The organism is Kouleothrix sp. 19917 (assembly GCF_057073505.1).
The window spans coordinates 8514570-8527389 of sequence record NZ_CP097099.1; the positions used below are offsets into that span (position 1 = coordinate 8514570).

Genomic DNA, 12820 nt, shown 5'->3' on the forward strand with positions numbered 1-12820 from the left:
TGCGCAGGACCGTGTCACAGTCGCAAAATTTATCCACAGATGACGCAGATGAGATGCCTCATATCTCTATAATGTGCGTCATCTGTGGATAGTTCTCGTTTCCATTTCAACGTTGACATGACCTGGTATGTAGCCCGCCGGTTCAGGGGCCGGGCGTGGCGCTATGCTATACTGATGCCCTGCACGCAGGAGGAACAGCGCGATGGCAACTGACCTGACAACTCGCGGATGGCGGGTCGTCGCCCCAAACGACGATGTGTTCAGTCTGAAACCTGTTCAATGGTTCTGGACCGAGGAGCAGTACCTCATTTTGAGCGACAATGCCACAGGCCTGATTGAGTTCGACGATGGATCGATCGAGGTGCTGCCCATGCCAACCGATAAGCATCAGGTTATTCTGCTGTTTCTGTACGATCTGCTGCGTGCTTTTCTGCGCGCGTCAGGCGGTAAAGTGCTGGTTGCTCCACTCCGCCTGCAAGTGCGCCCCGGCACGTTCCGCGAGCCCGACATTCTGCTGGTGCGCGATGCGCGCGACCCGCGCCGCCAGGATCGCTTCTGGCTTGGCGCCGATCTTGTGGTCGAGATCGTCAGCCCCGACGACCCCGAGCGCGATACAGTAACCAAGCGCGCCGATTATGCGGCGGCCGGCATTCCCGAGTACTGGATCGTCAATCCGCTCGACGCGACCGTTTCGGTGCTGGCGCTCGATGGCGCGAGCTACCGCGAGGCGGGCGTGTACCGTCGCGGCGAGCAGGCCGCCAGCGTGCTGCTCGAAGGCTTCCTTGTGGCGGTCGACGCTGTGCTCGACGCCGAATAACCCCATTTTTGCCATGATTGATCTCGCCCCCGCCCGCTGGATCTGGCTGCCGGCCGGCCGCACCCTGCCAAACAGCTTTGTGCTGTTCCGCCGCGTTGTGCAGCTCGATACGCTGCCGCGCAGTGCCACTGGCTGGATCACCGCCGACAGCCGCTACTGCCTGACGGTCAACGGCCAGCGCGTGCAGTGGGGCCCCGCGCCCTGCGACCCGCGCCAGATGGATGTCGACCCGGTCGATCTCGCGCCCTTTCTTCGCGTTGGCGAGAATGTGCTGGGCGTCGAGGTGCTGTATTACGGGCAGGGCGAAGGCACCTATGCTGGCGGCAAGCCCGGCCTGCTCCTGCGCTTCGACATCACGCACGCCGACGGCCGCAGCGAGACGATTGTGAGCGACGCGAGCTGGCTGGCGCTGCTTGACCGCGCACACCGCCCCGGCCAGTACAAGCGCTGGTTTCTGCGCGCCTTGCAGGAAGAATTCGATGCGCGCCTGCACCCGCACGGCTGGGACACGCCCGACTTCGTGCCCGACGCGCGCTGGCTCCCTGCCCACATTCTGCCCGGCCGCGCCGACAAGCCCGCGATCTGCAATGGCGCCTACGAGTACCTCGGCAGCGACGGCGCCGACCCCGAGGAGTGCGCGCTGCGCCCGCGTGAGATCCCGCCGCTCACCGAAACGATTATTCCCGCGCTGCGCCTGGCCGCAACGGGCCGCGTGCGCTGGCTGCGCGACCCGCTCGACTGGTTTGAGTTCCGCATTCCCGGGGCATTTGAGATCGAAATGGACGACGGACGACCGACGGAGGGGCAGCAGCACGAGACCCGAAACACGAGACACGAGAAGGGCGAGCAGGCGCCGATGAGCCAGGCGGGCGTGTCAGGTAACGACGAGTCTTGGTCGTTCGTCCTTGGTCCATCGTCGCGTGAAGCGTTCTTCCTCACCTTCGAGTTCGCTGAGCAAATCGTGGGCTGGCCGATGTTCACGATTCTTGCGCCGGCCGGCACGGTGGTCGAGCTGATGACGCAGGAGGCGCACGATCCCGCCGGCCCGCCCTGGCTCGACACACATTTCTTTGCGTGGTCGCGTTTTGTGTGCCGCGAGGGCGAAAACCACTTCGCGTGCTTCGACTTCGAGTCGCTGCGCTGGCTGCAACTCCACATCCGCCAGCCCTACGGCAGCGACGCCGCACCCGCCCGCGTCGCCGTGTCGGGCGTGGCCGTGCGTCGGCGCGTCTTTCCCTGGCCGCACGCGCCCGAAATCGAAGTTGCCGATCCCGCGCTTCAGCGCCTGTTCGACGCCGCGATCAACACGCTGCACAACTCCGCGCAGGAAACCGCCGTCGATGGCATGGGCCGCGAGCGCCAGCAGTACAGCGGCGACTGCGGCCACCAGCTTGTGGCCGTGCGTTACGCCTTTGGCGAAACGCGCCTGCCGCGCCGCGCGCTGCGCACCTTCAGCGAGGGCATCACCAGCGACGGCTTCTTTCTCGATTGCTGGCCGGCCTACGATCGCCTCGCGCGCCTGATGCAGCGCCAGACCGGCGTGGCCTGGTGGGGGCCGCTGCTCGATCACGGCGTTGGCTTTGTGTTCGACTGCTGGCAGCACTACTGGGAAACTGGCGACCGCGACGCCGTGCGCGAGCCCTTCCCGCGCCTCCTGCGCTTTGCCGCCTACCTGGCCGCGCTGCGCCGTGCCGACGGCCTCTTGCCCGTGACCGATCTGGGCGTGCCTGCGGTCTGGATCGACCACGAGGCATACACGGAGCAGCGCCACAAGCAGTGCGCCTTCAACCTCTACGCCGCCGCCATGCTCACGCACGCGCTCCCGCCGCTCTGCCGCATGTTTGGCGAAGACCCCGCGCCGTGGGAGCAGCTTGGCGCGGAGCTGCTGGCGGCGACGCAGGCGCGCTTCTGGGATTCATCGCGCGGCCTGTTTGTGAACAACCTGCCCTGGCTCCATGAAGAGGCCGGCCCGCGCCTGTGCGACCGTTCCTTGGCGACGGCGGTGCTGTTTGATCAATGTGTTGGAAATGATGTGGCCGGCAGTTTAGAAGCCCTTGCCACATGCCCCGCCGATCTGGGCATTTCCTACCCGGCCAACGCGATCTGGCGCTTGCAGGCGCTCTGCCGGGGCGGTCGTGCCGACGTGGCCGTGGCCGATCTGCGGGCGCGCTGGGCGACCATGCGCTCGGTGCGCGAAAACAACACCCTGCAAGAGTTCTGGCACGCCCGCCCCGACTCCGGCGACCAGTGGAGCCACTGCCCGATTGCGCCGCTGAATATCCTGTTCCAGAACATCGCCGGCATTACGGCGGCTGCGCCGGGCTTTGCGCATGTGCATATTCGCCCGCAGCTTGGCGGCATTGGCGCGCTGGCGCTCACGGCGCGCACCGTGCGCGGCCCCATCCATTTCGTCGCCGCGCCCGCCGACGGTGGCGTGCAGCTCGCCCTCGCTCTGCCGCCCGATTGCGACGGCACGCTCTTCCTGCCCGATGGCGAGCGGCGGGCGCTGGCCGGCGGCGAACCGTTCACCACAACCCTGCCCGCCGCATAGCGAAAAGATTCGATTAGGCCACAGAGCGCACAGAGCGCACAGAGCAAGAAATTTACACTCAAAACCTGAAAATCTGCCTTAACAGTATTTCTTGGTGTCTTGGTGCCTTGGTGGTTACTTCTCTAGCGATTTCTCAGCGCCCTCTGTGCTCTCCGTGGCGCTGTCGTTTTGCCCGCGGCTATACCCTGCGTACTGCACAAAATAGCCCGAATGGGTAGCTTGCATTCCCCGCGCTCCCGGCTATGATGAGTGTGCCTGGCTGCTGCGCCGGGCTTTTTTTATGAGCAATCTACGACAACGAGGTGCAATCGTGCTATTGTTCCCTGCTTCCTCACCCGCACGACCCTTCAACCGCCTCGCGCTGTGGGCGCTGGCGGCCCTGGCGCTGCTGAGCGGCGGCCTGCCGTGGGCGCGTCTGGCATCGGCTGCCCCTACCACGCCCTACCCGATCATGTTTGTGACCCAAGTGCCGGTGCGCGCCGATTTCACCACGATTGGCTCGGTGTTCGGCAACCACCACGCCGACGTCCAGTCGGCCACGCGCGGCGGCGACCTGTGGATTCGCTACCCGAACGGCACGCTGAAGAACCTCACCGCCGCAGCCGGCTATGGCAGCGCCGGCCAGCAGGGCGCAAACGCCATTGCCGTGCGCGACCCCGATGTCTACTGGGATGGCAGCAAAGCCGTGTTCAGCATGGTGATTGGCGCGCCAACCAAGCAATATCAGGTGGCAACCTTCTTCTGGCAGCTCTACGAAATCACCGGCCTGGGCGTGAACGACATGCCTGTGATCACGAAGGTGCCGCGCCAGCCCGCCAACTTCAATAATGTCAGCCCGATCTACGGCACCGACGACCGCATCATCTTCACCAGCGACCGCCCGCGCAATGGCGCGGCGCACCTCTACCCGCAGCTCGACGAGTACGAGCTTGCGCCAACCAACTCCGGCCTGTGGAGCCTCGACCCGGCCAACGGAAACTTGCGCCTGCTCAACCACGCGCCGTCGGGCGATTTCACGCCGCTGATCGACAGCTTTGGGCGCGTGCTGTTCACGCAGTGGGATCATCTCCAGCGCGACCAACAAGCCGACGCCGACACGACGGGTTCCAACACCTACGGCACATTCAACTACTCCGACGAAAGCGCGGGCGCGCAGCGCCTGAACGACCGCACCGAAATCTTTCCCGAGCCGCGCAGCACGCGCACCGACTTGCTGGCCGGCACGAATCTGGCCGGGCATTCGTTCAACCAGTTCTTCCCCTGGCAGATCAACGAAGACGGCACCGACTCGGAGGTGCTGAACCACCTGGGCCGGCACGAATTGCACGGCTACATCGCCGGCGCGCGCACCGATGATACAAACGTTATTGAGTACTATGGGCAGTACAGCCGCTTCAACACCAACCGCCTTGAGAACATGCTGCAAATTGCCGAAGACCCGCAGCACCCCGGCCGCTACTACGCCGTCGATGCGCCCGAGTTCGGCACGCACGCCGCCGGTCAGGTCATTCGCCTCGACGCGCCGCCCATCACCGACGCCGACCATGTGGCGGTCACCTACGTCACGCATCGCGACACGGCCAGCACCACGGCCACGCCCAACAATTCCGGCCACTACCGCGACCCGCTGGTGCTGAGCGATGGCACGGTCGTCGCAGCGCATACCGCCGAGACTGGCGAAGACGCCAAGAACGGCGGCCCGCAGGCGTCGCTCTACGATTTCAAGCTCAAGCCGCTGACGGTGAATGGTTCATTCTCGGTGGCGGGCGCGTCGCTCACCGGCGGCATCAGCAAATCGATCAGCTACTGGGACCCCGACACGCTGCAAAGCTATTCTGGCCCGCTGTGGGAAATGAGCCCGGTGGAAGTGCGCGCCCGCACGCGCCCGCAGCGTCTGGCCAGCCCGCTGCCCGCGCCCGAGCAGGCCGTCTTCCAGCAGCTTGGAGTCGACCCGGCCGCCCTGCAGGCGTACATGGTCCAGCGCAATCTGGCTCTGCTGGTTACGCGCAACGTCACCCGCCGCGACGACCTCGACAAGCAGCAGCCGTTTAACCTGCGTATCCCCGGCGGCACGCAAACCACCGGCGCAAGCGGCAAAATCTATGATGTCGCCTTTGCGCAGTTCTTCCAGGGCGACCAGCTGCGCGGCTGGACGGGCTGCTGTAGCAACACGCCCAACCCTGGCCGGCGCGTGCTGGCCCAGGTCATGCACGACTCCACTGCGCGCATGCTGAATGGCGCGAAAGGCCCGGCCGGCAGCGTGGCGCTGGCCAGCGATGGCTCGCTGGCGGCATTTGTGCCTGCCCAGCGCGCAATGACGTGGCAGATCACCGATGCGGCGGGCGTGGGCGTGGTGCGCGAGCGCTATTGGCTGACCTTCCAGCCCGGTGAGGTGCGCGTCTGCGCAAGCTGCCACGGCCTAAGCCAGTACGACCAGGCTGGCCACACCGCGCCGACCAACTCGCCCGAGGCGCTGCGCCAGCTTCTGAAATCGTGGAAGCTGCTCATAACGCCGACCAACCCGGTTTATGTGCCGCTCTCGCGACAGTAGCGCGTGGCTTACTTACACAAGCGCCGGGTGGTATGAACCGCCCGGCGCTTTTTCGTTGCTGCCTTCGTGCATGATTGTGAAAGCGATGTGCAAATAAGGCAAGTCAGCATTGCAATCACTAACCCCCATTCCCTATCCCCCAACCCTGCGCCCAAAGCGCACAGCTTTACACATCAAATTCCAATCTCGGCTTCATCCTTCCCGTATGTTTCGCGGAGTATCGTGTGCCTGGAACAAAACTCATTGGTGTGCGCCCGCCCGCAGAGCGAAAAGCGCAAGGAGAATCAGAATGGCGCAAGTACAAACCCAGCGCGCAGCCCGCGTTATCAGCGCGCTGCAAATCGCGATCATCGTGCTGGTAGTCATCACCGCATTCGTTCATTTGCAGCGTGGCATTGGCATGTTCGCCGGCGGCGGGCCGGGTGGTTTTGCAGGCCGTTCGCGCCTCGGCAACGGGCAGGGTGGCCCGCCGCCCGGTGGCTTTCAGGCGAACGGGCAGAATGGCACCGCGCCGGCTGGTGGCTTTCAAGGTGGCGGGCGCGGCGCTGCCTTTGGCATCATGCGGCTCCTGCCGATTCCGCTGCCCTATCTGTTTCTGCTGAATGGTATTGGCTACCTGGTGCTGGTAGGTGCGCTGAACCTGCCCGCGCTCAGCGCCTACCGCTCGGCAATTCGCTGGCTGCTGATCGCCTTTGCCGCCGTGACCATCGTCATGTACTTCCTGATCTCGGGCTTTCGCTTCAACCTGATCGGCTATCTCGACAAAGCAGTGGAAGTTGTGCTGATCGTGCTGCTGCTGATCGATGGGCAGCGCGCAACTGCGCAGACCAGCCCGCCAGCCGTTACGCCAAGCCCAAGCACTTGATACGGAAGTCAGGAACTACGCACTGGCCAGCATAGTGCGTAGTGCGTAGTTCCTGACTTCTGACTTCTGACTTCTGACTCCTCACCCTGCCTACGCCGCCGCACCCCGCATTGCCACAAACACTGCCCCCGCCGCCCCGAACGACAGCAGCGCCAGCAGCCCGAGCACCGGCGGGTAGCCGCCCAGCCCGGCGCGCAGCGCGCCCGCGCCAACCGGGGCCAGCGCCTGCGCACAGGCCAGCAGCAGCGCCACCGCCCCGCTGATGCTGGCGTAGGCCGCCGCGCCAAAGCGCTCGGCCAGCAGCGCCGGTCGCGCCAGCGTTGTTGCCCCGCTGGACGCGCCAAACAGCGCTACCGCCAGCAGCACTCCCGCCGCGCCCGGCGCAATGATCAGCACCAGCAGCGCCACGCCTTGCAAACTGAACAGAATCGCCGCCAGCACACGCCGCGGCAGGCGCGCATCGAGTGGCGCAAACAGTGCGCGGCCCGGCAGTTTCATCGCGCCAATCAGGCCGGTGGCCCAGGCCGCGAAGCCCGCGCTGTAGCCACGCGTGCCGAGAAAGGGGATGAGGTGAATGAGTGCGGCGGTGGCAGCCAGATTGGTGAGCGTAAACGCGGCGGCGAGCCACCAGAAGGCCGATGTGCGCAGCGCCGCGCCAAAGCGCACGCCCGCCAGCGGCGCGGCCTGTGCCGGCCTGCCGGGCAGTAATGGCTCGCCGTCGGGCTGCAGCCCCAGGTCGTGCGGGCGGCGGCGCAGCACCAGCGCATGGAGCGGAATGGTGCCAAGGCCCAGGATCGCCGCCAGCACAAGCAACGACGCGCGCCAGCCGTAGGCCTGCACCAGCGCCGCGCTCAGCGGCACAAAGATCGTGCTCGCAAAGCCAGCCGCAAACGTGACAATTGCCAGGGCGCGGGCGCGCCGCCGCACAAACCACACCGTGACCACTGCAAAGGTTGGCTCGTAGAGCAGCGCGGCCATGCACAGTCCCAGCCCGGCCCAGATCGCGTACAGCGCCCACAGTTGCTCAACCCGCGCCAGCGCCACCAGCAGCAGCATGGCCGCGCACGACCCGGCGGTCATCAAGCCGCGCGCGCCGTGCCGGTCGATCCAGCGACCCACCGGCACGGCCGCCAGCCCCGCCATCAGCAAGGCCAGCGAAAACGCGCCCGTCACCGCCACCTGCGACCAGCCTTGCGCCGCGCCAATCGGCCCTTGCAGCACGGCAAAGGCGTAGTACACCACGCCCCAGCTGATTGTTTCGGTAAAAGCGAGCGCGCCGACGATCCACCAGCCGTAGAATGCGCCGGCGCGCGTTTGGCTTGCGAGCACTGGGCGCTACCCGCAGCAGCCGGCGCTGGTCGCCACCGGCGCAAGCTCGATCTGCTGCGCCGGCGCGTCTTCCGTCGCGCAGCAATCGTCATCGCAGCAGCCAGCCGTGGCCGTGCCGCCGCTACAGCAGTCGTCGCCACAGCAGCTCGCGCTCGCCACCACCGCCACTGGCGCGGCGGCGGCAACCGGGCCGCAACAGCCCGCGCTCGCTGCCACCGGCGCGAGGTCGATCACGCCAATGCTGCTTGTAGCGACGGGCGCGGCAGCAACCGGCCCGCAGCAACTTGCGCTTGCCACCAGCGCAACGTCGGCTTGCTCGGCGGGCTGCGAAACCCCGCAGCACGAGCCGATCTCATAGTCGGTGAAGCACACGCCCGTCTCAGGCAGCTCCAGCTCGACCCGCGCCGCGCCAGCCGCGTCGCCGGTAAGCGCGCACGCAATCGAGCGCACCTGCTCATAGCCCGTCAGCATCAGGAAGGTCGGCGCGCGGCCATAGCTCTTCATGCCCGCGATGTAAAAGCCAGGCTCAGGGTGGCGCAGTTCGGCCTCGCCGTGCGGGCGCACCGTGCCGCAGCTATGGAAGTTCGGGTCGATCATCGGCGCGAGCTGCACCGGGCTTTCCACCGCCGGGTCGAGCGCCAGCCGCAGCTCGCTCAGTGGCGCGAGGTCGGGCCGGAAGCCGGTGGTCGCAATAATCGTGTCGACCGGCGGCAGCACGCGCTCGCCATCGCTTGCCACAATGCCCGCGCCGGTGCGCGCCAGCTTGCCAATGCGGAAGCTCTGCTCCAGGCGGAAGGTGCCAGCATCCACCAGCGCGCGCACGCGGCTGCCCAGTTCGCCCCGCGCCGGCAGCAGGTCGTTCGCGCCGCCGCCAAACATCTGGCCGGGCGCGCTGCGGCGGATGGCCCAGGTCACCTGCGTGCCGGGCGCCTGCTCAGCCAGCTCGGCCAGGTCGAGCAGCGCATTAAAAGCCGAATGCCCGCTGCCCACCACCAGCACGCGCCGCCCGGCGTAGCGCGCCCGTTCAGCCCCCAGCACGTCGGGGATGCCATAGAAAACATCGTCGCGCAGCGCCCGCTCGCCCACCGCCGGCATGCCATTCGCGCCAAGCGGGCTGGGCGTGCCATACGCGCCCGAGGCATCGATCACCGCGCGCGCCAGCAGCATCTCTTCGCCGTCGGGCGTGGCGATATGAATTTGAAATGGCGCCTGCTCGCGTCCGGCGTTTTTCATTTTGTCAACGCCCTGCCGGCTGATGCCCAGCACGCGGGTGCCCACGCGGATGTGCGGGGCCACGGTCGGCAGCGCTGCAAGGGGTGCCAGGTAGCGCTCGACCAGTTCGCGCCCGGTCGGGAAGTCGTCGCCCTCGGGCATAGCCCAGCCGCTCGCCTCCAGCAGCGCGCGCGCCGCCGCGTCGACATTGTATTTCCAGGGCGAGAACAGGCGCACGTGTCCCCAGGCCCGCACATTCGCGCCTACCGCCGGGCCAGCCTCAAGCACCACTGGCGTCGCGCCACGGGCCAGCAGTTGCGCCGCCGCCGCCATTCCCACCGGGCCAGCGCCAATCACGGCTACGGGAAGTGTGGATGTGTTCATGGGTTTCTCCTTATATTGATACGCTTCGATATAGAAAGTACAGAAATGACCTTGTTACCAGAGCCATGCCAACGTTGGAATGGGAATACGTTTCATCCACAGATTACGCAGATTACGCAGATTATAGACCTCATATCTTGGCAATGTGTGCGTGAATTTTGCGACTTTGACCTGAACCTGCCGTGTTACGTGCTGCCCTCGACAATTGAGAAACAAGAGATATAGTGCGTGGTGCGTAGCCGTGCAAAATCCACTACGCACTACGCACTACGCATTACGAACTACGCATTGCTTGCAATCAGCAGCTCAACAATCACCACATCGCGCCATGCGCCGTCGAGTTTGCCGTGTTTTTCGTACACGCCCACCTCACGGAAGCCCAGCGACCCGAGCAGCGTGCGGCTGGCGTGGTTCTCGACAAACACGCGCGACACCAGCTTCCAGAAGCCCGCCGCCTCGGCCGCTGCAATCAGCGCCCGCATGGCTGCGCCACCCGCGCCGCGCCCACGCGCCTCGCGCGCTACATACACCGAAAACTCGGCAATGCCGGCGTAGCACTCGCGCGCGCGGTAGGTCGATGTCGAGGCAAACGCGACCATTGCGCCATCCGCGTCTTCTGCCACCACCACGGGATGCTGCCCATCGAACCAGGCGCGAATATCCTCGGCGCTGCGCAGGCGCGTTTCAAACGTACCCACGCGATCATCGATGCCCTGGTTGTAGATCCGTGTGATCGCCTCGGCATCGGCGGGGGTAGCCGCGCGCGTGGTGTAGCGCGCCAGCTTCAGGCGCATGGCTTGCGCGCTGGCCGGGCACGCGCCCGTGAACTCCACCGACTCCTGCACTGCTGGCGCGACCACGCTGCGCACAATCGGTGCAAAGCCCAGCCGCTCGAAAAACAGCGCCGCCGTTTCGGTGAGCAGGTAGACCTCGCCCGCGCCGCGCTCGCGCGCCAGCCGCAGCGCGGCGCGCACCAGTTGCTGCCCCAGCCCCTGCCCGCGCAGCGCGGGCGCAACCGCCACCGAGCGCAGCAACGCGGTGTTGTCATACAGTTCAAGCGCCGCGCTGCCAACCACCGCGCCATCCTGCCGCGCCACCAGCGCCGCGCCCATGTGCTCGCGCAAGCCGTCGAGCGGTAGCGCGCTCGCGCTCAGCAGCGCCTCAATCGCGTCCACGTCGCCGGGGGTGGCGGGCGCAATCGCGGGCACTGGCAGAGTTTCGGGTACATTGACGATGTTCAATATAAGCTCCGCAGTTCACCAGAGAAAGGAAACCGAAAAGAACGCTAGCCAACCAGCCCTTGCAGGTGCCCATTGACGCGTCGGTACAGCGCCTGGAGGGCATCGCGCTGGATGAAATAGTGCGCCCACAGCCCGTGGCGCTCGCAGTCGATCAGGCCGGCGGCGCGCAGCAGTTTGAGGTGGTGCGAAACCGTGGGCTGCTTCACGGGCAGCGCGGCTTCGAGATCGCACACGCAAACCTGGCCGGCGTTGCGCGCCAGCATGTCGAGGATTTGCAGGCGAATCGGATGCGCCAGGATGCTCACATCGTCGCTCAGGCTTTGCGCCTCGGGGGTGCTGAGCTGGAGCAGGTCTTCGCCCTCGCAGCAGCGTGTGCCAAGCTGCCGTGCTTCAAGTTCTATAACGTCGCTCATTGTCGTTTCAGCCATTGTGCGCAGCCAGGTTGCTGCTGAGAAGAGCATACCATCTATATCGAAGCTTGTCAATATATATTTCGCCGCGCATAATCAGCATCCAACCGCACTCCCCACATCGCATACTGTAGCGAGCCTCGCTTGAATTGAATATTCTGAGAAGAAGGAGGACGCGCATGCGCCGAATATGGCTGTGTGCAATGTTCGGGATGCTCCTGCTGCTGAGCGCGTGCGGCGCGCCGGCTGCCCAGCCTGGCGCTGCTGCCGGGGCCACGAGCGCGCCGGCGGGCACGTTCGAAGATAGCTTTCGTTCCATGTCGTTCGAGCAGATTGCGGCGGCGGCCAAAGGCCAGACGGTGAACTGGTATATGTGGGGCGGCAGTGACGCGATCAACACCTATGTGAATGGCTACGCAGCCCAGCAACTCAAGGAGAAATATGGCATCACGCTCAAGCAGGTGCCGGTGAAAGACACCGCCGAGGTGGTGAACAAGGTGCTGGGCGAGAAGCAGGCTGGCAAAAACAGCGGCGGCTCGGTTGATCTGATCTGGATCAATGGCGAAAATTTCCGCACCATGAAGGAAGGCAGCCTGCTGTTCCGCAACTGGGCCGATCTGCTGCCCAGCCAGAAGTTTGTCGATTGGAAGAACCCCGCCATTGCCAACGATTTTGGCTTCCCGGTCGAGTACGACGAGTCGCCGTGGGGTTCGGCGCAGTTTGTGATGGAATACGACAGCGCCAAAATCCCCGACCCGCCCAAGACCATCCCCGACCTGTTTGCGTGGGCCTGTGCGAACAAGGGCAAGTTTACCTACCCCGCGCCGCCCGATTTCACCGGCAGCGTGTTTGTGCGCCATGTGTTCTACGCGGCGGCGGGCGATTATACCAAGCTGCTTGGGCCGTTCGATGAGGCGAAATATAGCGAGGCAGCCGCCAAAACCTGGAAGATGCTGAACGACGTCGAGCCCTGCCTGTGGCGCGACGGCAGCACCTACCCGGAAAGCAGCACCAAGCAGGCCGACCTGTTTGCGAACGGCGAGGTGTGGATTTCGATGAACTACGGCCCGTCGCACGCCGCCAGCGAGATTGCCACCGGCCATTTCCCGAAAACCACGCGCACCTGGGTCTTCGACAGCGGCACCATCGGCAACACGAATTATCTGGCGATTCCCTTCAATTCGCCTAACAAAGCCGCCGCCATGCTCGCCGCCGACTTCCTGCTTTCGCCCGATGCGCAGGCCGAGGGCGCCAAGCCCGAGGTGATGGGCTGGAGCACGCCGCTCGCGCCCAGCCAGCTGCCCAGAGAAGCCGCCGATAAGTTCAACGCCATCCCGCGCGACCCCGCCACCCTCGACGGCGACACGCTGGCCAAGCACAAGCTGGCCGAGCTGCAAGCCACCTGGCTGACGCGGATCGAGAAGGATTGGAAGACCGAAGTGCTGGAGAAGTAGGCCGCC

The 12820-nt window shown here is 65.4% G+C and carries 9 protein-coding genes; 5 read left to right on the forward strand and 4 right to left on the reverse strand.

Annotated features, from left to right (window positions below; all coding sequences use genetic code 11):
• The first annotated feature begins 202 nt into the window (after positions 1-202).
• The 4 genes from M1P90_RS34355 (at position 203) to M1P90_RS34370 (ending at position 6784) form a co-directional block, all read left to right on the forward strand.
• Positions 203-817 (forward strand): Uma2 family endonuclease, encoded by a 615-nt coding sequence (locus M1P90_RS34355; protein ID WP_483700422.1) that lies wholly within the window; start codon positions 203-205, stop codon positions 815-817.
• 13 nt (positions 818-830) lie between these two features.
• Positions 831-3368, forward strand: a complete 2538-nt coding sequence (locus tag M1P90_RS34360) for an alpha-L-rhamnosidase-related protein (protein ID WP_483700423.1) — start codon at positions 831-833, stop codon at positions 3366-3368.
• 310 nt (positions 3369-3678) lie between these two features.
• Positions 3679-5919, forward strand: a complete 2241-nt coding sequence (locus M1P90_RS34365; RefSeq protein WP_483700424.1) for an HzsA-related protein — start codon at positions 3679-3681, stop codon at positions 5917-5919.
• Between the two features lie 289 nt (positions 5920-6208).
• A complete protein-coding gene (locus tag M1P90_RS34370) occupies positions 6209-6784 on the forward strand; it encodes a hypothetical protein (RefSeq protein ID WP_483700425.1) in 576 nt (191 codons plus the stop codon).
• A 90-nt stretch (positions 6785-6874) separates the two neighbouring features.
• Here the strand turns inward: M1P90_RS34370 and M1P90_RS34375 are convergent, their stop codons facing one another.
• The 4 genes from M1P90_RS34375 to M1P90_RS34390 form a co-directional block, all read right to left on the reverse strand.
• Positions 6875-8113 carry an MFS transporter gene (locus tag M1P90_RS34375; RefSeq protein WP_483700426.1) on the reverse strand — a complete coding sequence of 413 codons (1239 nt, stop codon included), beginning with the start codon at positions 8111-8113 and terminating at the stop codon, positions 6875-6877.
• Between the two features lie 6 nt (positions 8114-8119).
• The gene (locus M1P90_RS34380) at positions 8120-9709 is read right to left on the reverse strand and encodes an NAD(P)-binding domain-containing protein (RefSeq protein ID WP_483700427.1); all 1590 of its coding nucleotides are present in this window, start codon (positions 9707-9709) and stop codon (positions 8120-8122) included.
• Between the two features lie 281 nt (positions 9710-9990).
• Positions 9991-10950, reverse strand: coding sequence for an arsinothricin resistance N-acetyltransferase ArsN1 family A (locus tag M1P90_RS34385; RefSeq protein ID WP_483700428.1), 960 nt, complete (start codon positions 10948-10950; stop codon positions 9991-9993).
• A gap of 44 nt (positions 10951-10994) precedes the next feature.
• Positions 10995-11363 (reverse strand): ArsR/SmtB family transcription factor, encoded by a 369-nt coding sequence (locus M1P90_RS34390; protein ID WP_483700429.1) that lies wholly within the window; start codon positions 11361-11363, stop codon positions 10995-10997.
• 176 nt (positions 11364-11539) lie between these two features.
• On the opposite strand from M1P90_RS34390, the gene M1P90_RS34395 reads away from it, so the two are divergent.
• Entirely contained in the window at positions 11540-12814 is a 1275-nt protein-coding gene (locus tag M1P90_RS34395; RefSeq protein ID WP_483700430.1) for an ABC transporter substrate-binding protein, read from the forward strand.
• Positions 12815-12820 lie beyond the last annotated feature (6 nt).